General features: G+C 59.9%; 18 protein-coding genes and 3 pseudogenes. 7 read left to right on the forward strand and 14 right to left on the reverse strand.

The window, feature by feature from the left end; all coding sequences use genetic code 11:
* Positions 1-60: 60 nt before the first annotated feature.
* From JUI81_RS28745 to JUI81_RS28785, 10 genes and pseudogenes are all read right to left on the reverse strand, one after another.
* Complete coding sequence (locus JUI81_RS28745; RefSeq protein ID WP_155954664.1) at positions 61-408, reverse strand: hypothetical protein; 348 nt, start codon at positions 406-408, stop codon at positions 61-63.
* A complete protein-coding gene (locus JUI81_RS28750; protein ID WP_204125499.1) occupies positions 405-8,675 on the reverse strand; it encodes a DUF637 domain-containing protein in 8,271 nt (2,756 codons plus the stop codon). Before JUI81_RS28750 ends, JUI81_RS28745 begins: the two co-directional genes overlap by 4 nt.
* A gap of 31 nt (positions 8,676-8,706) precedes the next feature.
* Entirely contained in the window at positions 8,707-10,434 is a 1,728-nt protein-coding gene (locus JUI81_RS28755) for a ShlB/FhaC/HecB family hemolysin secretion/activation protein (RefSeq protein ID WP_371929196.1), read from the reverse strand.
* Between the two features lie 382 nt (positions 10,435-10,816).
* Positions 10,817-12,229: an FAD/NAD(P)-binding protein gene (locus tag JUI81_RS28760; RefSeq protein ID WP_019582671.1), complete on the reverse strand. Its 1,413-nt coding sequence runs from the start codon at positions 12,227-12,229 to the stop codon at positions 10,817-10,819.
* A gap of 14 nt (positions 12,230-12,243) precedes the next feature.
* Positions 12,244-12,798: pseudogene (locus tag JUI81_RS28765) on the reverse strand (ABC transporter ATP-binding protein); the annotation flags it as partial.
* A gap of 11 nt (positions 12,799-12,809) precedes the next feature.
* Positions 12,810-12,937 (reverse strand): annotated as a pseudogene (locus JUI81_RS32065) (SfnB family sulfur acquisition oxidoreductase); the annotation flags it as partial.
* Positions 12,938-13,236: 299 nt separating this feature from the next.
* A complete protein-coding gene (locus JUI81_RS28770; protein ID WP_026331963.1) occupies positions 13,237-13,587 on the reverse strand; it encodes a hypothetical protein in 351 nt (116 codons plus the stop codon).
* Between the two features lie 159 nt (positions 13,588-13,746).
* Positions 13,747-13,896 (reverse strand): annotated as a pseudogene (locus tag JUI81_RS28775) (Cro/Cl family transcriptional regulator); the annotation flags it as partial.
* Between the two features lie 467 nt (positions 13,897-14,363).
* The gene (locus tag JUI81_RS28780) at positions 14,364-14,714 is read right to left on the reverse strand and encodes a hypothetical protein (RefSeq protein WP_204125500.1); all 351 of its coding nucleotides are present in this window, start codon (positions 14,712-14,714) and stop codon (positions 14,364-14,366) included.
* A 159-nt stretch (positions 14,715-14,873) separates the two neighbouring features.
* On the reverse strand, positions 14,874-15,437 hold the full coding sequence (locus tag JUI81_RS28785) for a helix-turn-helix domain-containing protein (RefSeq protein WP_018928010.1): 564 nt from the start codon (positions 15,435-15,437) through the stop codon (positions 14,874-14,876).
* Here JUI81_RS28785 and JUI81_RS28790 point away from each other — a divergent pair.
* From JUI81_RS28790 to JUI81_RS28820, 7 genes are all read left to right on the forward strand, one after another.
* The gene (locus JUI81_RS28790; RefSeq protein WP_019582676.1) at positions 15,432-16,460 is read left to right on the forward strand and encodes a DMT family transporter; all 1,029 of its coding nucleotides are present in this window, start codon (positions 15,432-15,434) and stop codon (positions 16,458-16,460) included. The two genes, JUI81_RS28785 and JUI81_RS28790, sit on opposite strands and share 6 nt — an antisense overlap.
* Positions 16,461-16,621: 161 nt before the next feature.
* The gene (locus JUI81_RS28795) at positions 16,622-19,552 is read left to right on the forward strand and encodes a monovalent cation/H+ antiporter subunit A (protein ID WP_204125501.1); all 2,931 of its coding nucleotides are present in this window, start codon (positions 16,622-16,624) and stop codon (positions 19,550-19,552) included.
* Complete coding sequence (locus JUI81_RS28800) at positions 19,552-19,896, forward strand: Na+/H+ antiporter subunit C (RefSeq protein ID WP_007935994.1); 345 nt, start codon at positions 19,552-19,554, stop codon at positions 19,894-19,896. The genes JUI81_RS28795 and JUI81_RS28800 overlap by 1 nt, the downstream gene beginning before the upstream one ends.
* Positions 19,893-21,578 carry a monovalent cation/H+ antiporter subunit D gene (locus JUI81_RS28805; protein WP_204125502.1) on the forward strand — a complete coding sequence of 562 codons (1,686 nt, stop codon included), beginning with the start codon at positions 19,893-19,895 and terminating at the stop codon, positions 21,576-21,578. The genes JUI81_RS28800 and JUI81_RS28805 overlap by 4 nt, the downstream gene beginning before the upstream one ends.
* Complete coding sequence (locus JUI81_RS28810) at positions 21,575-22,063, forward strand: Na+/H+ antiporter subunit E (RefSeq protein WP_204125503.1); 489 nt, start codon at positions 21,575-21,577, stop codon at positions 22,061-22,063. The genes JUI81_RS28805 and JUI81_RS28810 overlap by 4 nt, the downstream gene beginning before the upstream one ends.
* Positions 22,060-22,338: a K+/H+ antiporter subunit F gene (locus JUI81_RS28815; RefSeq protein WP_204125504.1), complete on the forward strand. Its 279-nt coding sequence runs from the start codon at positions 22,060-22,062 to the stop codon at positions 22,336-22,338. The genes JUI81_RS28810 and JUI81_RS28815 overlap by 4 nt, the downstream gene beginning before the upstream one ends.
* Positions 22,335-22,697 carry a Na+/H+ antiporter subunit G gene (locus JUI81_RS28820; protein WP_204125505.1) on the forward strand — a complete coding sequence of 121 codons (363 nt, stop codon included), beginning with the start codon at positions 22,335-22,337 and terminating at the stop codon, positions 22,695-22,697. The genes JUI81_RS28815 and JUI81_RS28820 overlap by 4 nt, the downstream gene beginning before the upstream one ends.
* A gap of 39 nt (positions 22,698-22,736) precedes the next feature.
* Here the strand turns inward: JUI81_RS28820 and JUI81_RS28825 are convergent, their stop codons facing one another.
* The 4 genes from JUI81_RS28825 to JUI81_RS28840 all read right to left on the reverse strand — a co-directional run bounded on the left by JUI81_RS28825 (position 22,737) and on the right by JUI81_RS28840 (position 25,147).
* Positions 22,737-23,174, reverse strand: coding sequence for a DUF3995 domain-containing protein (locus JUI81_RS28825; protein WP_204125506.1), 438 nt, complete (start codon positions 23,172-23,174; stop codon positions 22,737-22,739).
* Positions 23,175-23,337: 163 nt separating this feature from the next.
* Positions 23,338-24,354 carry an ABC transporter substrate-binding protein gene (locus tag JUI81_RS28830; RefSeq protein ID WP_019582682.1) on the reverse strand — a complete coding sequence of 339 codons (1,017 nt, stop codon included), beginning with the start codon at positions 24,352-24,354 and terminating at the stop codon, positions 23,338-23,340.
* A gap of 119 nt (positions 24,355-24,473) precedes the next feature.
* Positions 24,474-24,677, reverse strand: a complete 204-nt coding sequence (locus JUI81_RS28835; RefSeq protein WP_007935975.1) for a hypothetical protein — start codon at positions 24,675-24,677, stop codon at positions 24,474-24,476.
* Positions 24,677-25,147 carry a hypothetical protein gene (locus JUI81_RS28840; protein WP_026286571.1) on the reverse strand — a complete coding sequence of 157 codons (471 nt, stop codon included), beginning with the start codon at positions 25,145-25,147 and terminating at the stop codon, positions 24,677-24,679. The genes JUI81_RS28835 and JUI81_RS28840 overlap by 1 nt, the downstream gene beginning before the upstream one ends.
* Positions 25,148-25,335: the final 188 nt, after the last annotated feature.

The following is a 25,335-nucleotide window of genomic DNA, read 5'->3' on the forward strand; positions in this document are numbered from 1 at the left end:
TGCTGCCTCACTTGTTGCAGTGGTTCCTTTTGCACCAACTGAACTTTAAATATTTTACAGCTAACAATTTTCTATTATTTTTGGATTTTTAGGTCCACCCCATACTATCTTTCGATAAAACCCAGTCAGCATTTTTTGATCTCTTAAAAACTCAAACACGTCGGCGGGACACCAATCTGGACCACCGGAAAAGCAAACTCCCTCATCTCGTAATTTTGCGAATAGCCTTATCTTAAAGTCTTGATCGGGAGCAATTAATGATAGTGTTTTTTGTTCTTTGTCTGGCACTACGACAAACCCAAGGCCTACTAGTAGCTCAACCACACTATCATCTATTACCTTTACTACTATTTCCGATAACGCTCCTTCAGAAACAAAGGCTTTCGTAATAGATTTCACAGAACTCATTTCACTATCACCGTAGTAATGGTTTTCACTTTCGCTGAATCAATCGTCGGAATTGATTCAATAACCATCTCCGGGCCACCTCCTGGAAGATGCTGACCTGCACCTTGAAAGTATTCATTTCCCTGCAGAGGGCTATTCGGAGACATTTCTGTAATTCCATCCACTTGGCGCACCTTGAATCCATTACCCATAGAACCCGGTTGCAACCCCATTGCCTGCTCAAGCTGAGTTGCCTGCGACCTAGTTATCACCGTCTCTCCTCCTATATTCAGCGGCCCGGTAATACTAGAAATTGCCTCTCTATCAGTTATATAAGTTCCGTTACGACCAATGGTCGGATAGCTATCCCAACCAATGGGGCTCGCATTGAAACCTTGATTTTCTTCAAGCATAGCAGCCTGACGTTGGCGTGCTGCTTGGACAGGGTCTAGAGCGCCAACTATTTCCCCTTTTGCTCCCGCAATCTTCGCCTCAGCCGCCACCAACTCCGCCAGATTACCCCCAGCCTTCGGCCTCAGTCCACCCTCGGCGGTTTCGTAATAAAAGACACCATCAGAGCCGACGACTTCAGTATTACCGGTCCTGGTATTAACGACCCGACGATAGCCATCCGGCAGAACCCCCGTCTCGTTAAATGCCGCTCCTGCTGAACTACCCTCACGATAACCCGCTGGAAGTACAACATTGTCAGCGGCTTTAACGACCGCACTCTCCGCCCCCAACTTGGCCAGCGTCTTAACCCGGTTCACCGGAAGGAAGTTCAATGCAAATTCAACATCGCTTTGCGCACGGATCGCGGCGCTGGCGGCGGTGTTGCCCTGCATGTCGTACAGGCTTGCCAACGCCGCTTTGGTTTGGCTCGCCTCGACGCTGCTCATCAACGAGTCCAGCGGATGTTTGGTCAGCCCGACCAGGCCATTGGCGATTTGTTCGCTGCCTTGCACCGGGTTGCTCAGCAAGGCCCACGCCGAACCCGCCGCCTCGGACAATGCCTTTCCCGTGCCTTGGGCGCTGCCGGTTACCGTGCCCCAATCTGTCAGGCCCGGGCTGACAGCCAGGTTCTTGCGGTAGAAGTTGGCGTATTCACCACTGAGATCACCCGCGTAGAAGCCCTGCAGGTTGACGACGTTGATAGAGTTGTCCGCGTACTGCGCCGCATGGGTGCTGCTGTAGTTGGCGATTAACGCGGCGGTTTCGGTGGGGGTGTAGGTTTTCTCGGGACCGGTTGCCGGAATATCCGTCGCTGCTGCGGGTGCGTACGTGGCGCCCAGCGGTGCCAGCGCGATGCCCAAATGCTTCACCGTCAGGGCATCGGGCGCGGCACCTTGGCCACTCAGCACGCCGTTCCAATCTTTGTCGGTGTAATAAACCAGCGCTTTGGCCAGGCGTCTTTCCGCTTCTGCAGGGCTGAGTCCGGCTTCCTTCGCCAGACTGTCAGCCTGTTTCTTCAGAAGCGGAATTTCGTCTGGATGAAGTTGGCGGTTGTACTGATCGGCCATCAGCGAAACCCAGGCCGCTTTCTCAACGTCTTTACCAGCAAGACCGGCGGCGGTCAGGCCGACGATTTGTGCGGCGGCCTCGCGATATTCCGGCTGCTTGCTGAAGACATCATTCAAGGCGCCAGCCATGGCCTGGCTGGCACCGGCGGCCACCGCACCGGTCGCGAAGTCGCCGCCCGTGGCTGAGGACATCGCGCCACCCATCATGGCGTGCAGCGCGGTTCTTCCGGCGCCACCCTCGGCCCACAGTGCCATGCCGACCGAGTCTTTATTGGCCGCAGCTTTGAGGTACTCTTTTTGGGCGAAGCTGCCGACCTGGCTGAACCCCACCGCCGCGGCAACGGTCCCGGCCTGGGTCACAAGTTCATCGACCAGGTTGTCGCCCAGGCTGCCACCGTTGACCGCGGTTTTGACCACGCCCGAGGTAACGCCTTGTGCGCCGGCATGCACGGCGAAACCACCTATGCCCTCAAGGGTGGATAAGTCGAAACCCTTGGTGATGCTGTTGTAAGGCTTGGTTGTCCCGCCCAATTTCGGGTCGATCACGCCGGTGGTAAACCCTGCGACCATCCCGGAAATGGCAGCATTTTTCAGGCTGTCGCTGCTGAACGTATCTTTAACAGCCGCGCCCAGATTGCCCTTGTTGTTGATTACGCTGACAGCACCCGTACTGGCCATGGACGTCATCGCCGCCGTCGCAATGACGTTACCCCAGCCTGCCCCAACATAGGTCGCCCCGGCGGCCACGGCCTCGGCCGTCGTCGCCGCCGCCATCGCGGAGGCAGTGCCAGCCTGAGCCCCCGCCGCCGCGCCCGCCAGGCCACTGGCCGCACCTGCGGTGAGGATCGTCACGACGATGATGATCGCCAGCATCGCGCCCTGGCCCAGGCTGGAGTGGCTGTACTTGAAGGAGTCATGCACCTCCTTCACCTGGCGCCAGTCCACGTCGCCGCGTTTTTCCGCTTCCTTGATCCAGGCCAGTTGCGGGTCAGCCTTGACCATCGCATCGATGGTCTGGCTGACGGTGTTTTGATTGATCTGTTTGATGTCGATTTTCAGCCCATCGACAGCCCGAACGGCCAAGGCACCCTGGGCAACCAGCGTGCTCTGACGCAACGTTTCATCGGTATTGCCCTTGCCCTTGGAGCTGGTCCAGGCCAGGTCGCTCTTGCTCTTGGTGTGGCTTTCGTCGTGGTAGTCCTTGACCCCCTCAAACGTGATGGCGCCGCCACTTTCAAGGATCAGGTCTTTGCCACTGTTGAGCTTGGCAACCTGGTAGCGCTGATCACCGGCACTGGCGAGGGTGAGATTGCCGCCGGTGTTGATTTCGGTACCCACATGGGTGATCTGCGTCACCTCATCGCGCTGAGCCTTCTTCGCCCCCCAGTTCCCCTTCTCCTTCATGTCATACAGCGTGTGCGTGCTGTTCTGCGCCGCCAGCAGGTTCAGCTTGTTGCCGCTGTACAGATACGCTTCGTTGCCGGCGATGATCTTGCTGGCGATGAGGTTGGTGTCGCGAGCCGCCTGGGCGTTGAAGTTATTGCCCGCGCTTAGGATGCTGGCGACCTGGGTGGTGCGGTCGTTTTCTTCGGTGATGCGTTTTTTGCCGTCCTTGGTTTTGCTCTCGACGTTGTGAATGTCGTCAGCAGAGGTCACGTTGAAGTCTTGGCCGGCCTTGATGTTCAGGTTGTTCCCGGCCTTGACTTGGCTGGCAATGACATTGACGTCGCGGCCCGCATCCACGGTCAGGTTGCCGCCGACAGTAACGGTCGCGGCGAGGTTTTTCACATCAGTGGTGATGCTCGACTTGTGGCCGCCGTCGCTGAATTCATGCTTCTCGCTGGCGTCGGTTTTGGCCGCCAGGTTGATGTCCCGGCCCGCCGTCAGGGTCGCGTTGCCGCCACTGCTTATTGCGCCGTGGCTGGTCAGGTCGCGGCCGGTCACAACGGCCAGGTTTTCCCGGGCGCTGATGCGGCTGCCCGCGTCGGTCAGGGTGCGCATGCCGGCGCCGTCGCGAACCCGGATTGCGGTGCGGTCGTTGATGATGTCGCCCCTGAGCGCGACAAGGCTGACCTGGCTGGCGCGGATCTCGCCGGCCATGGCGTTGCGAATGCTGTCTTGCGCCAGCATTTGCAGGTCGTTGCCGGCCTCGACCAGCCCGCCCTGATAGACGCTGCCGGCGCTTTGGATGTTGAGGTTGTTGCTGGCGCGCAGTGTGCCGACGTTGATCAGATCGCCGCCGGTGAACAGGTTCAGGTCACGGCCCTGGACCAGGCTGCTGCCACGTACGTTGCGGGTGGAGGTCTGGGCCAGGTACAGCACTGGCACGAGGACTTTTTGCCCGTCGACGATGCGATTTTCCATCCAGACGATGTCATGGGTCAGCGCGCTGACTTGCTCACCCGTCAACGAGACGCCAAGGCTTAGACGCAGCGCGTCCTTGCTGGCGAGGGCGTTGTCCATCAAGTAACGGTATTGCTCATAATCGCTGGTCAAGCCGCTGGCGAGAAAACGCTGGCCAGTCTGCGCCAGCACCGCATCGCGAATCAGGCGCTGCTCGTACAGGCCATCACCGAGTCGGCGCCAATTGCCGTCGGCGTTGACGTTCAACTGCTTGAGCAGGTAGTCCGAACCAAAGAACCGCGACAGGTTCGTGAGGTTCGGGTTGGTTTCGATCATGTAGTGACTGGTCGGATCGGGGTTCTTGATGAACATCCCGTACTCGCCGTTGGGCAGCTGGAAGGTGGGCCCGGACGTAGGGTCCACGGAGATGAACGGGATGCCGCTGTAATCCACCGGTTTAAAGACGCTCTGTACGCTGCTGTCCGTCGCGATACGCTTGCTGGTCACTGCGCCGGCATCGCTCACCTGCGGGTTGAGGTTGATATCGATCCCGCCGACCCCGACACCGGTCTGGTCATCGCCCAGCGTGCCGGTCAGTTGTTCAAGCGTGTTCTGGTGCAGCGTTCCGTTTTGCACGGTGCGCGTGACGTTCAGGTTGACGGTGCCGCCGGCCTGAATCGTCGCGGCGTAGGTCGGCTGAAGATTGTCGGTCCAGACGGTGACGTTGCTTTGCTCCTGGAAGCGGCTGTCACTGGAGCGAGATTTCAGCAACTCGAAGCGGGCATCATCGTAGTTGCCGGCGGCCACGGCCGCGTTGAAGGCCGGGATGTCGACGTACTCCATCTGGTCCCAGTAGCCGGTGGAAATGCGCCCCGGCGTACCGATCTTGATGGTGTTCTGCCCGGTGCGGGTGGACGCGCCCTGATTGAGCAGGTCATCGGCAATGATGGTCAGGTTGTTGTTGGCGGCCAGCAGGCTGTAGCGGTTCTGCACGCTTGAGGCCTGGATGTTGAGGTCTTTGCCGGCAACCAGACGCGCCGAAGCAGAGTCCTTGGTGGCGCGCTCGATGAACGTTTGGCCGATGGTGATCTGGCCGCGTTTGAAGGAGTCATGACCGCCGCAGTGTTGGCCGCACACCCAGTTCAAGGTGCCGCTCACCCGCTCCTGGCTCAGTTCGAATTCGGCCTTGGCGTTTTCCAGCGAGGCGGCATAAAGGCTGATGTTGCCTTCGCTTTCAATCGTCCCGGAGAGGTTGCGCAAGCTTTGCGCCTGACTGTCACCGATACCGGCGAAGCTCAGGTTGCCGACGCTGTAGAGGTCGCCATACCGGTTGAGCAGGCTACTGGCGCGCAGGGTCATGTCACTACCGCTGAACAGCAATGCATCGGCACCGTTGGTGATGCCGCCGGTGGCGGTGAGGTTGACCTTGCCTTGGGCACCCAGTGTGCCGCGGTTGTCGATTTGCGCCGCGTCGATGCGCAGGTTCTGGCGTGCAGTCAGGTAACCGAGGTTATCCAGCGTACCGCTCAGGTTGAGGCGTATGTCGGTGCCCGCGCCCATGCGTCCGCCGTCCTGACTGATGTCATGGGCGGTGATGCCGAGTTTCTTTTGTGCGGATAACCGACCGCTGTTGAGCAGATCGCCCGTAAGGTTCAGCGTGAGGTCGCCGTCGCTGAGCAACTCGCCGCCGTTGTTCAGGCTTTCAAGGTTGAGCACCAGAGCGGTGCTGCTGGCCAGGCGATCGCCGGACCGCAGCGTCAGCGAATCGCTGGTGTACGTCAGCGCCTCGTCGAGCTGTGCACGACCCAGCCCATCCACCGCGCCAAAGTTCCAGTCGCCACTGCCCAGGCCGGTGATCCCGCCACCGGCCCCGGTCAGGCTATCGAGGTGCAGGGTAAATAACCCGGAGTTGGCGTGTTCGAGGGTCCCGCCTCGGTTATCCAGCGAGCGGGATTCAAAACTGAACGATGTGTTGCCCACCTCGATGGTGCCGTTGCGGTTATTGACGGCGCCGTTGAAGTCGACGGTGCTGATGTCGTCTGGCGAGGCGCGAAGCGTACTGGCCTTGTTGCCCAGCGCACGGATCCGCCCCGAAGCGCTGTTATCCAGCGTATCGCCCTGAAGTGTCAGCCAGCTATTGGATTCGATCAGGCCACCCTGGTTGATCAGCGAATCGACGGTCAGCTTCAGTTCGCCCTTCAGGCTGGCGATCATGCCGGCCTTGGTGCCGTCGCGGCGGTTATCGAGATTGCCGGCGGTCACCTCGACGGTGTTGCCCTGGATCGCACCGCCAAGGTTGTCGATGCTGCCCTTGCCGAGCTTCAGGCTGGCAAGCCCTGCGTCGGCGAGGAGCATGCCGCCGTTGTTGACCAGGCGTTGAGCATCAACCTCGATGGTTTTACCGAGCACCGTGCCGGCGCTGTTGTCCAGCCAGCCACCTTGCAGCAAAAGGCCGCCGTCGCTCTGAATGCGCCCTTTGTTATTGAGCAGCTGCGCCTTGATGGCCGCCGGATCGAAAATCAGGCTCATGCCCTGGGCGCCTGCCGCCAGCAGCCCTGCGTTGCGGTTGTCGAGCCCCGAGGCGTTCAGATCAATGCGCTCGCCGACGATTTTCCCGCCGCGGTTGTCAACCTGGCCACCCGGCGCGCGAATGCTGACCTTGGACCCCAGCACGCTGCCGAGCTGGTTATTGAGGCTCGAAGCTTTCAGATCGAGGTCACCTTTGACCGCCAGTAGCCTGCCGCCCTGGTTGATGACCTCCTGGCCCGTGACTGACAGTTTGTTTTGCGCCTGAAGAGTGCCCGAAGTGTTGTCGAACCTGCCGCGGATGTTCACCTGCGCATTGCCGGCGCTGGCAGACAGCAGGCCAGAGCGATTATCCAGCGTGGCGGTATCGACAATGAGGTCGCCAGCGTCGATTTGCCCATTACGGTTATCCAGCTGGCGAGCGGTGATTGTCAGGCTTCCGCCCAGCACCTGGATCAAGCCTTCGCGGTTGTCCAGGCTGTCGAGTTGCAAGGACGCCGCCTGCCCCGCGCCAAAACCGATCACCCCTGCCAGGTTGACGATGGCCGGCGCATTGAGCACCAGCGAGCGGTCACCGACGATTCGCGCGGCGGTGCCCTGGTTGGTCACCCGGGCGCTGGTCAGATCGACCGCCGCGCCCTGAACCACGCCCTGATTGGTCAGGTCTTTGCTCGCACGGATACTCAACGAGCGACTGGCTTCGAGGCTGCCGCTGTTGGTCACCGAGGGGCTGGTGATGCTCAGGTCACCCGTGGTGTTGCGGCTGTTATCGGCTTCAATGCCCGCGGCAATCACGCCGGAGTTACTGAGTTTGTCGGCATTGATGTCGATGCGGTTGCGTGCGGCCAGGCTCTGCCGGTTGACCAGCTCGCCGGGCGTGCGCACATCGACACTGTCGGCGTAAGCCTTGCCGGTCATCTCGACACTTTGCGCGTTGACCCGCAAGGCACCTTGGGCCGATGTCTGCGCCATGCTCAGATGGCCGCCGGCATCGATTTGAATATCGCCGGCACTGGCAGCCATGTTGCCCGCCAGCTTGACCCCGACACCCTGCTCGGTACCCATCAGTTTGATGGTATTGGCATACATCCCGCCCAGCGCCGCCGCATCGATTGCCAGTTGAGGCTTGTCGGCATCACGGGCCGCGCGAGGCGTGGTGGCCAGGCTGTCGGCGTTGACGTTGTTGGCACCGGTGATGACATTCAATTGCCGGGCATGGATGTCTGCGTTGATCTTCGCCGAACGGGTAATCAGGTCGAATTGATCAATGTTGGCCGCATCAAGCCCCATGCCATCGATGGTGATGCTGCCGCCATCCACCTCGAAGTGATCAAGCTTGCCGCTGCCGTCGAGTACAGGCTTGCCGGTGCTGAGGGTCACGCGCGGCGTGTTGATAAAGCCGCAACCGTTACAGCTCACGCCGTAAGGGTTGGCAATGATGACCCGCGCTGACTGGCCTGCCACTTCGATATAGCCGTTGAGCTGGCTGGGACTACCGCCGTTGACTTCGTTGAGGATGGTGCCGGCTGCCCGTCCACCGAGCTGGCTGTTGCCCAGAATGTGGCCACCCAACTGGGTGTTCTGCACCGCGTTTGTCGCGTTGTTGAGGATCACGCCCTGTTGACCGACGTTGTAATCCTTGAACTGGTTGTGCGAAAGCCCGGCGCCGTTGGGCGCGGCAATGTTGATCACCGGTACGCCGTTGCCGGCCTGCCCCAGGCTGGTCTGAGTACCGCCGCTGACGGCGATGCCCTCGGCCTGGGCCCAGATCGGCTGCCAGAACATGACGTTCGCCAGCAGCAATGCCAGCCAGCGTTTGGACATGCCCAGGAAGTGCGTGCGAGGGGCCACGGCAGCCGAAGGCTGGCGGGACAGAAAGGCAAACTGGTGAACGTCCATATTCAAAAATCCCGACGCAACGACAAATTAGTTAGAGAAACAGGTCGACCTGGAAATAGATCGGCGCCTCGCGCTCGGTGAGCACGGTGGGGCGTTCCAGCGAGTGGGCGAAGGTCACGCGAGTGGCGAGGTACTTGCCACGGGCGAAGATCTCCAGAGAGTTGCTGGACATTCGGCCATGCACTTCGCCGTTGTATCGGTCATTGCTGATCACGCCTTGGTCATAGCCGACACTGGTGCCGTACTCGCTCAGGACCGGGCGTAGCCAATCGACGGTCACCGGGCGGGTCCAGCGCAGTTCGTTGCGCCAGTAGCCGCCGCTGTCCCCGGATAAAAACTGGTCTTTGTAGCCACGCACCGATGAGCTGCCACCCAGGCTGATGCGTTGCGGGCTGAACAGCACGTCTTCACTGCGCTGGCCCGTGGCGAGGCTGCTGAACGTGAAGGACTCACCCAGCCAGTTGAACGGCAACAGGTAACTGGCCGTGGCGGTGTACTTTCGATAGCGTGCGTTGGCGGTAAGGTTGCCGGCCGCATCACGACGCTGGTCGTTGCCTTGCGCATCCAGCGCGCCGATGCCCTGCTGCATGCCCAGGTCCAGGTTGACGAACGAATGGCCGATACGCCGACCGTGGTTGATACCCAGCTGGGCTTCGGTAATCCGCTGGCTGCTGTTATCCAGGCGGCTGTCTTCGATGTAGTTGTTGGTGCGCAGGTGGGAGAAGCCGGCATTGATCGAGGTTTTGCTCACCGCATCGCGATGGACGAGGCGCTCGGCGCGCAATTGATGACTCTCGCTGTCGCCGCTCTGGCTGAAGTTGAAACCATTGCCTTGGGCCTGGGAGCGGTATTCGCTCTGGCTGTAGGTATAACTGAAGTTCCACCAGCCCCAAGGCACGTTGTAATAGAGCATGGCGTTTTTCGAGGTTTTCTGGTGATCGCTCACCGCGTCATGGCCGCCGCGCAACATCAACTGGTCGGCCAGCCCCAGCGGGCTGTCCCACTCCAGGCCTGCTCCCCACTGCTGTTCACCGGTGCTTTTCTGACCGTCGTTGTTACGCGACAGGCTGGCACGCCAAGGCTTCTGTGGGGTGTTCTTGACCAGCACGCTACTGCCGCCGACCTGAACGCCGGGGGTCAGTTCCATTTGCGCCTGATTGGAGGGCAAGCGGTTCAACTGATCCACCAGTTGTTCTATTTCACGCAGATTGAGCAATTCACCCGTTTTACCGGGGAAGGTCATGGACAGTTCCCGATCGGAGATATGGCTGTCGTCAGCCCCCTTCAAACCCTCGAGTTTGCCCTCGACTACAAACACACTTAAGTGGCCGCTGGAGAGGTCTTGCTGCGGCAAGTAAGCGCGGCTGGTGATCATGCCCTTGCCGATGTAATGGTCGGTGATGACCTTCAGCAATTCGTTGAGTTGCGAGACGCCCAGGCATTGACCGATATAAGGCTTGAGCAAGCGCTCGCGGTCGGCAGCGGACAGACTGTCGGCGCCCTTGAGTTCGATGTCTTTGATCGGAAAGCAACGTGTATCCACCGGGGCGGCCGGTGTTGCGGGCACTGTTGGCTTGCCCGGCAGTTCCTTGAGTTCTTCCAGTCGACGCTGCTGTTCTTCAATCAGGCGGTTCTGGCGATCGCGGATCAAGTCCTGGTCGCCCGGCGTTGGCAGGCTGGCGCCATAGGCATTGCTCTGCGTACCGATGCCAAACAATAGCGCGCACAGCACCGGCCACATCCGTGGGGAGATAAACATAACGCTCCATGTCATAAGTGCTGAGGGCGCAGATTGATGCCCGCAGAGGAAGGGTCGTAGTCACCCTGAAATTGATGTCAGAAATACTGGCCAAGTGACAACAGCCATCATTGGCGTGAAACAGACCGCACACATTTTGAAAGATTCAGCCGACAGGAAAATTATTATCAGCTGCGTCAGAGCCACTGAACGACGCGACGGGCTCGATGGCGTCTTCGGTGCAGTCATTCAAGATTGGACGGGATAAGCACCAAAGCCCTTGCATTGCACATGGGTGGCGAGGGGGCTGCTGTGAACCGATTTTTTACGAACATCGCAGATCAAACAGGTGCAAGCGAACCTGCTCGCGACAAGGCCCAAAAGCCCCCCCTCCAACTCTCGATCAATCCGCCAACCGCGCCGCAAGAGATTTGGCCTGGCTCGCCACGTCGGTCACCGCTGTACTCTCCCACCACATGCCGCGCAACGGCGGCCCCATGGCGAACAAACGGCTGGCGACCTGCCCGTCGGCACCCAGTACCGCGCCATCCACCGCCGCGGCAATGCCCAGCGCCAATGGCCCCGGCCGTACCAGCCCGCGAGCGAGCAATTGCTGGGGCAACGGCCGCGCCACCCGGCGCCAGTCGTATTCGATGCCGCTGGAGTTGATCAGCGCCGCGCCATGCACCACGCAGGTTTGCGCCTCACCACGACGACGAATGCGGATGCTGACCTCACCGTCCGACGCAGGCTCGAGCCCCTTGAACGATGCGGCATGAATCCGCAACCGCCCTTCCCCATGCAGCCGCGCCACCAACTCGGCACTCAACGGCGGCGAGCGATGGTGATGGCTTTCCCACCATGGCCGTACATGCCGCACAAATTGCCGGCGTTGCCGATCCGTCGCCTGACTCCACAACCGTCCGATGTGGGCCCGCACCGTGTCCAGCGGCGCTTGCCAGTCGATGCCTTGAGCAATGGCATCGCGACAATGCCGGCGCAGTTCGCGCACCAACTGACGTGGTGTGCGAATACTGTGGTCCTCGGCGAGAAAATCCACCCACGCCGGCGGTTGTCGGCGCACATGCGGCAGCAAACCATGACGGGAGAACACTTCGATCGGCCCACGATGCCCGGCCTGCTCCAGCGACACCACGGCATCGACCATGGTCAGCCCCGAGCCGATGATCAGCACCGTCGACTGCGGGTCGAGCTGACGCATGGCGGCCACATCCCACGGGTCGAGTGCAGCCGCATTCAAACCGCTGGACTCGGTCTGCGGCGTGCGTGCTGCCGGGAACATGCCGGTAGCGAGCACCGCGAATGCGCCTTGCAGATGCTGGCCATCGTTCAAGGTCAGTTGCACAGAGTCGGCAGAGGTCTGCAGGTCCACCACTTCGGCCCGCACATGCTCGACACTCGAACCCTTCAACACGCCCACCGCCTGCGCTTCGGCCAGGCGCTGTTGCACATAAACGCCGAACAGCCCGCGCGGCGGAAACAGTTCACTGACCGGCACATGCTGCTGATCCGACTCCGGCCAGCCACCGGCGGCGATGTGTTCGGTCAGCCATTGGGTCAGGTCATCGGCGTTGTCCGGGTCGACGCTCATACGCGCCGCGTTACCGTTGAGCGTATGGCCCAGCTCCACCGCGCTATAGGCTTCGCCACGGCCCAGTTCTGCTCGCGGCTCGATCACCAGAATCCGGCGCTGACCGGGCAACCGCAACAACTGCGCCGCCAGCATCGCGCCGCTCAAGCCGCCGCCAATGATCAGGATGTCAGCGTGACGGATGGCGTTTGGGGTGTCAGTCATGGCGTTCTCACTGGTCACTGTTTACCTAGATAGAAGTCGTGCAGATCGCCCCGTGCCAGTAACTCATCGGTGGCACCGGACAGCACCACGCGACCGGTATCGAGGACGTAGGCCTGTGAGGCGTACTTGAGTGCCACGTTAATATTTTGCTCGGCAATCGGGAAGCTCACCTGCTCGTCTCGATTGAGTTGCGCGACGATGTCGAAAATTTCCTGGACGATAATAGGCGCCAAACCCATGGAAGGCTCATCGAGCAGTACCAAAGTAGGACGAGTCATCAACGCGTGGCCGATGGCGACCATTTGCTGTTCGCCACCGGAAGTCAGCCCGGCCTGGGTTTTGCGTTTGGTTTTCAGGCGTGGAAACCAGGCGTAGATGCGCTCCAGATCCGCCGCCAGGTCCTTGCGGCTCAGACCGCGAACGAAGCTACCACTGCGCAGGATGTCCCCCACCGTCAGTTGCGCGAATACGTACCGGTCCTCCAGGACATGCACCATGCCCTGGCGCACGCGAACACTCGGATCGCCCCCCACAGTATCGCGGCCGAGAAACTTGATCGTTCGGCGATTGGCAGGCGTCACTCGCGGTCGCGGAGGCTGGCCTCGATGGCAAAGTGTGCGGCGAGCTGAGCTTGTGAGCGACGGCGATGGCTTCGGCGTCCGAGTGGATGACGTGGGCGGTGCGAGGGGATTGGGCAGAGGCTGTCATGGGCCGACTCCGTGGTTCCGGGTGAGTACCCAGAGCCTGTTGCAGAAGTCATGCCTGAAAAGGAATTGCGTAATTTCAACAGGTTACCGAACTGCCCTGAGAGGTTTCCCCTACAGAAAGACAGCAAACTGTTTGATAGCTGTTGATAGGCGGACAGTAGTGCCTGGCAATATTCAATCTACGAAAAGCCGATCCAGATGACGCAATAACAAATCGACACTCGCCAGACAGAATCTGTCATCAGGCCCATTGTTAAGTGCTGGATCGGCGAAGGGTGCAGCCAATCGCCTATGGGGCGATCAGTCTTTCAATTCATAAATCGTCTCTGGTGAAAAAAACCTGTTCGCACCTCGAGTCAACGAATAACTGGCAACTGCTGAATCCCCCTGAGAAAACGATCGGCCCTCTACGTTGAAATTCAGTGGCTTACCCAGGTTAACCTCGTTAAATACCAATTCAGTAGACCATGTGCCGTAAGCCTTTAGCTGAACGTTTAGTGTGTCGCCGGCCTTGGCCTGCGAAATAACAGGCACTTGGAGCGTGCCGCCATTCACTACCGCTTCTCTGTAAATAACCGCCCCTTCTGCCTGAAGGATAGTGGAAGCCGGCAATTCCGGATCAATTAGGATTTCTTTCAGTTCATAAGTCATACCTAAACTCTCCCTACTTTGGGTAGCATCATCGCCGCGATTGGCAATGACCATTGTGAGTACATCAGTGCGCTTCTATTGGGCGCCCGCCCACAGGACTTGTCTACTGTCAGAACTAGCAGGTCTGTACAACTTATAGAGATCGCATCAGGCCTGAAATCAAATCACCACATTACGCACAAACTGTGCTGCCACATCTCTATCATTACGATAGGAATGCGGTTGATGACTGGCAAACATGAAGAACTCACCCGTGATAATTCCATGCGGCTAATCGCCCAGCATCAACGTCAGGCAGCCTGCGAACAGGTGGCGGCCGTAACTGTGACTGAGCTGAAGACCAAGGTAAGGGGTTGCGGCACCTGCGGAAGAGTTGGAGCGGGAGACACAGCGTCAGGACACAACATTTGTAGCGCGCCAGCTCAATTGCCTTCGCGGGCTTGTCCGCGATGGCGTCTAGGCAGACACCATTCTCCTGGTGCGATAACCCCGCCAAAACTCGATAACCACTCCTCGGATGAATCTCCGGCAATCGCAGGTGTGGGCCGCCTCCGGGACTTTGATGAATACAGGGCTTTTGCAGGAGTTGTGCCAAAAGTACACGTTTCGATATTTTAATAGTTTACGAGCAAACTCTTACAACACTCGCCTGTAAGAACAGGACAAATGATTCTTTCACTATTGATGAGCGAACAGCAAACAATAAAAAAGCCAATCCAAAAGACTCAAACTCTGAATCAGGCATCGGATCGGCAAACAACGCTTTAACGGTTGAGTCAATCTTTCAGCTCATATTCTGCCGGAGGAGAAAAGTATTCATTTCCCCCCTGTACAAAAATATAGTCCGCGACAATCGTATGACCTTCCGAAAAAACCTCATACAAAATACTGAACTCAAGAGGCTTACCGAGATTCACATCATTGTATGTCACAGATGCAAAAAACTTCCCATTTCCAGCGACGAAAACGTACAAATTGTCACCAACTTTAGCCTCTTCAATCGCTGGCACACGGAGGGTTCCTCCATTCTTTACATCAGTTCTCGAAATCACCCCATCCTTCGCTTGGAGGATGGAGGCTGGTGACAGGTTCGCTTTAGGAACTACTCGTTTTAATTCATACGCCATATCCAACTCTCCCTAGTTCGAATCAACGTCATCGCCTTACGCGACAATGATTGTTGCAGCACCTAACAGCGCTGTTCCGATTTGGCCTTCGAACGAGGTGAATGTCTACTGTCAGAAACAACAGGTATGGGCTCATTTCCGATGAGCGGTGATTAACGGTCAGATCACCACATTACGCACAAACCGCGCCGCCACGTCCCCATCATTGCGATAAGAATGCGGTTGATGACTGGCAAACATAAAGAACTCGCCAGCCGCAATTTTCTGCGGCTGACCGCCAAGCATCAGGGTCAGGCAACCTTCGAACACATAAAGCTGTTCGCTGTAGCCTTCGGCATCCGGCTCCGAGGGGTAATGCTCGCCCGGTTCCAGGCGCCATTCCCACAGCTCTACTTCGCGGGTGGCGGTGGCTTTGGCCAGCAGCACCGCTTTACTGCCCGGGATCGTACCGGCCCAGGCCAATTCGTTGATGCGGCTCGGGTCGCGAGCGTCGGGGGCCTGGATCAGGTCGCTGAAGGCCACGTCCAGCGCTTCGGCCACGCGGTCGAGCGTGGTCAGGCTGACGTTCTTCTCGCCAGCCTCGATGGCCACCAGCATCCGGCGGCTGACCCCGGACTTTTCGGCCAGTGCGCTCTGGCTCATGTCGGCGGCGTGGCGCAGGCGTCGCACGTTCAGGCTGACGTGCTGGAGGACCGAAGCCCGTTGGGTGGAATCTTTGTGCACTATATTGCTCACTGGGTAGCGTTGCGCAGTATACTGCCCAACTTCGGGCGCATTGTGCGTCTCCCTCAGATGGCGCGCAAGGTCATGACGTCAATGAACGCTTCTCATACTTCCCCCCGTTTCTCCCGGTTCAGCAAGGCCGAGTGCGTGCTGGTGCTGATTACCATGGTTTGGGGCGGGACCTTTTTGCTGGTGCAGCATGCGATGACCGTCAGCGGGCCAATGTTCTTCGTCGGGCTGCGTTTTGCCGCGGCGGCGAGCCTTGTGGCGCTGTTCTCCTGGCGCCATCTGCGTGAACTGACGCTGTTCGAACTCAAGGCCGGGGCGTTTATCGGCGTGGCGATCATGCTTGGTTACGGCTTGCAGACCGTGGGTTTGCAGAGCATTCCCAGCAGTCAGTCGGCGTTTATTACCGCGCTGTATGTGCCGTTCGTGCCATTGCTGCAATGGCTGGTGCTGGGGCGTCGTCCGGGGTTGATGCCGAGCATCGGGATCATGCTGGCCTTCACCGGTCTGATGTTGCTGTCGGGGCCTTCCGGTGCTTCGTTCAATTTCAGCCCCGGTGAAATCGCCACATTGATCAGTGCCGTGGCGATTGCCGCGGAAATCATTCTGATCAGCACCTATGCCGGCCAGGTCGACGTGCGCCGGGTGACGGTGGTGCAATTGGCAACCACGTCGGTGCTGTCGTTCCTGATGGTGGTGCCGACCCAGGAAGTGATTCCCGACTTCTCGTGGTTGCTGTTGTGCAGCGCTTTGGGATTAGGCGCGGCGAGTGCGGCGATTCAGGTGGCGATGAATTGGGCGCAGAAGAGTGTTTCGCCGACTCGGGCAACGTTGATCTATGCCGGGGAGCCGGTGTGGGCCGGGATTGTCGGGCGGATTGCCGGGGAACGCTTGCCGGCGATTGCGCTGGTTGGAGCCGGGTTGATTGTGGCGGCGGTGATTGTCAGTGAGTTGAAGACCAAGGGTAAGGCGGCTGCCGAGGTTGATGAAGCCCTGGAAAGCGAAGCCGAGCACTGATCATTCCCACGCAGAGCGTAGGAATGATCGAACCGGCTCTCTGAAACAATGTGAATCAGGGTTTCTGCGTCTATCTTGTAGGATTCTGCGACAGCTTGGCGTTTGGTGATCGGGGAGCTGGCACGTATGATGCTTCACAAACTTCCGCAGATTAGAAGCCTATGTCCCTGATAGTTCTACTGCTTCCGCCTTTTATCGGCAGCTGTCTGGCAGCCTTGCTGCCGCACAACGCGCGTAATACCGAATCGCTGTTGGCTGGCCTGGTTGCCTTGATCGGCACCGTCCAGGTCGCCCTCTTGTACCCGCAAATCGCCCATGGCGGCGTGATCCGTGAAGAGTTCTTCTGGCTCCCCAGCCTGGGCCTGAACTTCGTGCTGCGCATGGACGGTTTCGCCTGGCTGTTCTCGATGCTGGTGCTGGGCATCGGCACGCTGGTTTCGTTGTACGCCCGTTATTACATGTCACCGGACGATCCGGTGCCGCGCTTCTTTGCGTTTTTCCTGGCGTTCATGGGCGCCATGCTGGGGTTGGTGATCTCCGGCAACCTGATCCAGATTGTGTTTTTCTGGGAGCTGACCAGCCTCTTCTCGTTCCTGTTGATCGGCTACTGGCACCACCGCGCCGATGCGCGACGGGGTGCCTACATGGCGTTGATGGTCACCGGCGCGGGCGGTTTGTGTTTGCTGGCGGGGGTGATGCTGCTCGGCCATGTGGTCGGCAGCTATGACCTGGACAAGGTCCTGGCCGCCGGCGATCTGATTCGCGCGCATGCCCTCTACCCTATTCTGCTGCCCCTGATCCTGATCGGCGCCCTGAGCAAAAGTGCGCAATTTCCCTTCCACTTCTGGTTGCCCCACGCGATGGCGGCACCGACCCCGGTCTCGGCGTATCTGCACTCGGCGACCATGGTCAAGGCCGGGGTGTTCCTGCTCGCGCGCCTGTGGCCGTCGCTGTCCGGCAGTGAAGAATGGTTCTACATCGTCAGCGGGGCCGGCGCCTGCACCCTGTTGCTCGGCGCGTATTGCGCGATGTTCCAGAATGACCTCAAGGGCCTGCTGGCCTACTCGACCATCAGCCACCTGGGCCTGATCACCCTGCTGCTGGGCCTGAATAGTCCACTGGCCGCCGTGGCTGCGGTGTTCCACATTCTCAACCACGCCACGTTCAAGGCCTCGCTGTTCATGGCCGCCGGGATCATCGACCACGAAAGCGGCACCCGGGACATTCGCAAACTCAGCGGCCTGGTCAAACTGATCCCGTTCACCGCCACCCTGGCCATGGTCGCCAGCGCCTCCATGGCCGGCGTGCCGCTGCTCAACGGTTTCCTGTCGAAAGAGATGTTCTTCGCCGAAACAGTGTTCATCAACGCCACGGCCTGGATCGAGATGACCCTGCCGATCGTCGCGACCATCGCCGGGACGTTCAGCGTCGCTTACTCCCTGCGTTTCACCGTCGACGTGTTCTTCGGCCCGACCGCCACCGACCTGCCGCACACTCCACACGAGCCGCCGCGCTGGATGCGCGCGCCGGTGGAGTTGCTGGTGTTTACCTGCCTTGTGGTGGGGATTTTCCCAGCGCAAGTGGTCGGCCCGCTGCTCGCGGCGGCGGCGTTACCGGTGGTGGGCGGCACGCTGCCCGAATACAGCCTGGCAATCTGGCACGGCTGGAACGCACCGATGATCATGAGCCTGATCGCCATGTCCGGCGGCATCGTGCTCTACCTGTTGCTGCGCAATCAGCTCAAGCGCGGGCGTTTCATGCACCCGCCGGTGATCAACCGCTTCAACGGCAAGCGCCTGTTCGAGCGCAGCCTGGTGGTCATGATGCGTCTGGCCCGTCGTCTGGAGCGGCGGATCAGCACCCGGCGCCTGCAAACCCAACTGTTTCTGGTGGTGCTCGCCGCCGTACTGGCCGGGGTGATCCCGATGCTGCACAGCAGCCTGAGCTGGGGTGACCGGGCGAAAATTCCGGGCTCGATCGTGTTCGTGATCCTCTGGCTGCTGGCGATTGCCTGTGCACTCGGCGCGGCGTGGCAAGCCAAGTATCACCGGCTCGCGGCCCTGACCATGGTCAGTGTCTGCGGCCTGATGACCTGCGTGACCTTCGTCTGGTTCTCGGCGCCGGACCTCGCCCTGACGCAACTGGTGGTCGAAGTGGTGACCATGGTGCTGATCCTGCTCGGCCTGCGCTGGCTGCCGCGACGGATCGAAGAGGTGTCACCGTTGCCGAGCAGCCTGCGCAAGGCGCGGGTACGGCGGGTTCGCGACTTGCTGCTATCGACAGCGGTCGGTGGCGGCATGGCGCTGTTGTCCTACGCGATGCTGACCCGCCAGACGCCCAACGACATTTCCTCGTTCTACCTCAGTCGCGCCCTGCCCGAAGGCGGCGGCAGCAACGTGGTCAACGTAATGTTGGTGGATTTCCGTGGCTTCGACACCCTCGGTGAAATCACCGTGCTGGTGGCAGTGGCCCTGGCGGTGTTCGCCCTGCTGCGACGCTTCCGCCCTCCGAAAGAAAGCCTGCAACTGCCGGCCCAACAGCGTCTGCTGGCACCCGATGTGGTCACCGATCTGGTCAACCCGCGTCATGCCAGCGACACCGCGCTCGGGTTCATGATGGTGCCGGCGGTGCTGGTGCGCCTGCTGTTGCCGATCGCCCTGGTGATCTCCTTCTATCTGTTCCTGCGCGGGCACAACCAGCCGGGTGGCGGTTTCGTCGCCGGACTGGTGATGTCGGTGGCGTTCATCCTGCAATACATGGTCGCCGGCACCCAGTGGGTCGAGGCGCAAATGAGCCTGCGGCCGCTGCGCTGGATGGGCACCGGGCTGTTGTTCGCCACCGTTACCGGGCTCGGGGCGATGGCGGTCGGGTATCCGTTCCTGACCACCCACACCTGGCATTTCGAGCTGCCGCTGCTGGGTGACATTCATATCGCCAGCGCGCTGTTCTTCGACATTGGCGTGTACGCCGTGGTGGTCGGTTCGACGCTGTTGATCCTCACCGCCCTCGCCCACCAATCGGTACGCGGTCATAAAACCAGCGCGCAAATCAGGCCCGCGGCCAAAGCCGTTGTCACCCAAGGAGCCATCTGATGGAAGAAGTCATCGCAATCGCCATCGGTGTGCTGGCTGCGTCTGGCGTATGGCTGATACTGCGGCCACGGACGTTCCAGGTGGTCATGGGCCTGTGCCTGCTGTCCTACGGCGTCAACCTGTTCATCTTCAGCATGGGCAGCCTGTTCATCGGCAAGGAGCCGAACATCAAAGACGGCGTGCCTCAGGATTTGCTGCACTACACCGACCCGCTGCCGCAAGCGCTGGTGCTGACCGCGATCGTCATCAGTTTCGCCATGACCGCACTGTTCCTGGTGGTGCTGCTCGCCTCCCGGGGCCTGACCGGCACCGACCATGTAGATGGCCGGGAGCCTAAAGAATGATGGCGATGACTCACTTGATCGTCGCACCGATCCTGCTGCCGCTGCTGACTGCCGCCGTGATGCTGATGCTGGGCGAAAAACACCGCCCACTGAAGGCCAAGATCAATCTGTTCTCCAGCCTGTTGGGGCTGGGCATTGCCGTGATGTTGCTGCAATGGACGCAAACCACCGGCGTGCCTGGCTCCATTGGCGTGTACCTGCCGGGCAACTGGCAGGCGCCGTTCGGTATCGTGCTGGTGGTCGATCGCCTGTCGGCGTTGATGCTGGTGCTGACCGGGATCATCGGCGTCAGCGCCCTGCTGTTCGCCATGGCCCGCTGGGACGGCGCCGGTTCGAGTTTCCACGCACTGTTCCAGATTCAGCTGATGGGCCTGTACGGCGCCTTCCTCACGGCGGACCTGTTCAACCTGTTCGTGTTTTTCGAAGTACTGCTCGCCGCCTCTTACGGGCTGATGCTGCACGGTTCGGGTCGGGCGCGGGTGTCGTCGGGGCTGCATTACATCTCGATCAACCTGCTGGCCTCGTCGCTGTTCCTGATTGGCGCGGCGCTGATCTACGGCGTTACCGGCACACTGAACATGGCCGACCTGGCGCTGAAAATCCCGCTGGTGCCGGAAGCCGATCGCGGCCTGCTGCATGCCGGCGCGGCGATTCTGGCGGTGGCGTTCCTGGCCAAGGCCGGGATGTGGCCGCTGAACTTCTGGCTGGTGCCGGCCTATTCCGCGGCCAGCGCGCCGGTAGCGGCGATGTTCGCGATCATGACCAAGGTCGGCGTCTACACCCTGCTACGCCTGTGGACGTTGCTGTTCTCCGGTCAGGCCGGGGCCTCCGCGTACTTCGGTGGCGACTGGCTGATCTATGGCGGCATGGCGACCATCGTCTGCGCCGCCGTGGCGATCCTCGCCGCGCAACGCCTGGAGCGCATGGCCAGCCTGAGCATTCTGGTGTCGGCAGGCATTTTGTTGTCGGCCATCGGTTTCGCCCAGCCGAACCTGATCGGCGCGGCGCTGTTTTATCTGGTCAGCTCGACCCTGGCCTTGAGCGCGCTGTTCCTGCTGGCGGAGTTGATCGAGCGTTCGCGTTCGGCCAACGAAATGCCACTGGACGATGACGGCGAGCTGCTGCCACGGCCCCTGGAATCCTTGCAGCCGGCCAAAGGCTTCAACCTCGATGACGACCAGAAAGCCGTGGTCGGCCAGGTGATTCCCTGGACCATGGCTTTCCTTGGCCTGAGCTTCATCGCTTGCGCCTTGCTGATCATCGGCATGCCGCCGCTCTCCGGATTCATCGGCAAACTCAGCCTGCTCAGCGCCCTGCTCAACCCGCTGGGCCTGGGTCATGGCAGCGACGAGCCGGTATCGAACGGCGCGTGGGGGTTGCTGGCGTTGTTGATCCTGTCCGGATTGGCCTCGTTGATCGCTTTCTCGCGTTTGGGCATCCAGCGTTTCTGGACCCCGCAAGAGCGACCGTCGCCCTTGCTGCGCCGCCTGGAATGCGTGCCGATCATGGTGCTGCTGGGGCTGAGCATCGCGCTGACGTTCAAGGCTGAACCGCTGCTGCGCTACACCCAGGCCGCCGCTCAAGCATTGAATAACCCTCAGCAATACGTGATGGCGGTGCTCGGCACCCGTGCGGTACCGAGCCCTGAAGCCAGCGCGGTACTGGTGGAGGTGCAACCATGAAGCGCCTGTTTCCTGCGCCGTGGCTGTCGTTGTCCCTGTGGCTGCTGTGGCTGCTGTTGAACCTGTCGATGAGCCCGGGCAATTTGCTGTTGGGCGCGGTATTGGGCTTCTGCGCTCCGCTGATGATGCGCAAGTTGCGACCATTGCCGATCCGCATTCGTCGCCCTGGGGTGATTTTACGTTTGTTCTTGCTGGTTGGGCGCGATGTGCTGGTGTCCAACCTCGCCGTGGCCTGGGGCGTACTCAATGCCGGGCGGCGTGCGCCTCGCTCGCGGTTCATCAAGGTGCCGCTGGACTTGCGCGATGCCAACGGTCTGGCGGCGCTGTCGATCATCTGCACGGTGATTCCCGGCACGGTCTGGTCGGAACTGGCGCTGGATCGCAGCATTCTGTTGCTACACGTCTTCGATCTGGATGACGAAAACCAATTCATCCAGCACTTCAAGGCGACCTACGAGCGCCCCCTGATGGAGATCTTCGAATGAGCGAATTGCTGTCGAACGCGATCCTGTGGAGTCTGTTCATCTTTTCGCTGGCGATGATTCTGACCCTGATCCGCCTGTTCAAGGGCCCGTCGGCCCAGGACCGGGTTCTGGCCCTGGATTACCTGTACATCATCGCCATGCTGATGATGCTCGCGCTGGGCATTCGTTATGCCAGTGACACTTACTTCGAGGCGGCGCTGCTGATCGCGCTGTTCGGCTTCGTCGGCTCGTTTGCCCTGGCTAAATTTCTGTTGCGCGGCGAGGTGATCGAATGAGCGCTGAACTGTCTTTGTGGGTGGAAATACCGGTGGCGATTCTGCTGGTGCTCAGCAGTCTGTTTGCACTGATCGGCGCGGTCGGGCTGCTGCGGATGAAGGATTACTTCCAGCGCATGCACCCGCCAGCGCTGGCCTCGACATTGGGTGCGTGGTGCGTGGCACTGGCTTCGATCATTTACTTTTCGGCGCTCAAGTCGGGGCCGGTGTTGCACGCCTGGCTGATTCCGATTCTGTTATCGATCACGATGCCGGTGACCACGCTGCTGCTCGCCCGGGCGGCGCTGTTCCGCAAGCGCATGGCAGGGGATGATGTGCCGGCGGAAGTGAGTAGTCGGCGCACGGAAACCGGGAGTTAGTTCGAGGATTTGTGTTGATTGGCTTGCCCGCGAAGCTTTTCAGACCCAGGCCACTGTCAGCAACCCGGCCCCCAACACCACGCACAACGGCGAATACGCCCAAGTGTCGAGCCGGGCAAACTTCGAATCCTTGACCTGCTTGAAGAACCCCACCAGATTCGAATCGCCGATCGCCCGAGCGAACATCAGCAGCGCAATCGCGCTAATCACCCATTGCAACGACCAGTGATGCACCGTGGGCAGATACAGCCCGACCCGCAGGCACACCAACATCGCAATCAGCAGCAAACCCACCGCCACTAGCAGCGTGCCAAAGCCCGATGGCTTGAACGCCGGCCTTGATGCCTCACCGCCCTCCCCGGGTACGCTCGGTATCACCGCCTCGCTACCCCACTTGCCACCCGCCGCCCAATACAGGTGGATCAGGCTGATGACTAGAAAGATTGCAGCAATCCATTGCGCGACCAAAAGGCTCATATTCAGACGTCCCGTGTGAAATGTTGCAGAAGAATGAACTTCCTTGCGCGATTTTAAAAGCGCCAGGCACAAGCTGGCGAAGCCTGCAATCTTTTGACTTTGCTTCCAACGGCAAAATCAAAAGATCGCAGGCTTCTACGGGTTTTATGTACACCCGAGCAGTTTATTTCAGCTGGGCAGCGACTTTATCCGCCACATCCTTGGGTACCCAGGCCTGCCACATCTGCGGGTTCGCCTTCATGAACGCCTCGGCCGCTTGACGTGGCGGGGTGTGTTTTTCACTCATGTCCGCCAGGGCCTTGTTCAACGCTTCGATCGGTAAATCGACCTTGCTGAAGAACTCGGTGAGCTGCGGGTACTGTTTCTGGAACGGCGCGGACACACCGATGGACAGCTTCGAGGGCAGTGAGCGAGTCGGCTTCGGATTAGGGTTGTCGGCCTCGGTCAGGGTTTTCCAGGCTTCGGCGTCGAATGGCGGCTCTTGCAGTTGAATCAGCTTGAAACGGCCGAGCAATGGCGTCGGTGACCAGTAATAGAACAGGACTGGTTTGCCGCGACGAATCGACGAACTGATCTCTGCGTCCAGCGCCGCCCCCGAACCACTGCGAAAGTTCACGTAGCTGTCGTTCAGCCCATAGGCCTTGAGCTTCTGCTTGTTGACCACCTCCGACGTCCAGCCGATCGGGCTGTTCAGGAAGCGCCCCTTGCTCGGGGTTTCCGGGTCTTTGAACACATCCTTGTAGCGCGGCAGATCACTGACACTGCGCAGCCCCGGCGCCAGCGGCTTGATGCCCTTGGCCGGGTCGCCCTTGATCACGTATTCCGGCACCCACCAGCCCTCGGTGGCGCCCTTGACCGTATCGCCCAGGCTCGCGACTTTGCCCTCGGCCTCAGCCTTGACCCAAACCGGACTGCGGCCCGCCCACTCTTCGCCAATGACCTGAATGTCATTGTTGGCCAACGCGGTTTCCAGGGTGATGGTCGTCCCCGGCAAGGTATCGGTCGGCAAGCCGTAGCCCTGCTCGACGATGATCCGCAGAATCTCGGTGATCAGGCTGCCACTTTCCCAATTCAGGTCGGCAAAGTGAATCGGCGCCTGGGCAGCGAATACCGGAACGGGTGAAACCAACAAGCCGAACGTGGCCAGGGTAGCGGCCAGTAACCGTCGTAATCCCTTCATGCTCTTGCACCTCGTGCTGTTCACAGCAATAGCAGGATGGCCTGACAAAGAAGACCGCAAGCCTCTGAATACTCAGTCAACTGACTGTAGTAGAGGTTTCTGCTTTCGAGGGGCGAGGATTATTTTTCGGAAGGTTCCTGCAAGCGCGCAAGCTCTCTTCTGACCATGCTGGCGTACGCCGCCGGGCGCAACATATAAATCTGTGACGCTACCCAACTCAGCCAGGCTCCCTGCAGAACGGCCTTTTCAGCCAACAGGCGCTGGGCCTCGGCATGTGCACTGGCCTGGTTCTGCTCATGGAAATCGGCGCGGGTCTGGGTCATTACTCGCTGGCCTTGAAGGTCACCAGTTCGCCTTTGCGCCACTTGGCGGCCTTGGCAGTCACGGCTTTCAGTGTCTTGGTCAGGCCTTCCTGCAATTGTTGGTGGGCCGCAAACACCATCACCACACTATGACCTTCCTTGAACACGATGCCGTGGCCGTCCGCGGTGGTCACGAACGCGTAATCCCCCAGTCCGTACACCGTCAATTTGATTTCGCGGAACTTGATGTCCAGCTTGCCGCCTTCGCGGCTGGGCAATACGGAAGCGCTGAAATGATCGCCGACCTTGAGTTTCAGCCCGGGCTTGTCGTCTACCACCAGCGCGGCTTCGGTGTCGATCTCGGCAATGTAAATGCCTTCAGCGTTCTGTTCGGTGATGTAGACGAAACGTGACTGAAACTGTTTAACCAGCTTTGCGCGCAAATCACCCAGTACGAACAAAGCATGCATATCGAGATTACTTACTGCCAAGGAAACATCCCCACATCTGAAAATGATGCCGCACGCAGGAAACGCGCACAGCAGAAAAAAGCGGCAATGCCGAGGTTTAGCCAAATGACCCGGGTCGTAATCCTGGAACGAGCAGAGGGCTCATTCATCGCGAGGTTTGGGAAGATTACTGGAACATCCCCCGCGTCGTCTTGCCTGGCGGTCGTCAG

The organism is Pseudomonas sp. 008 (assembly GCF_016861935.1).
Classification (GTDB): domain Bacteria; phylum Pseudomonadota; class Gammaproteobacteria; order Pseudomonadales; family Pseudomonadaceae; genus Aquipseudomonas.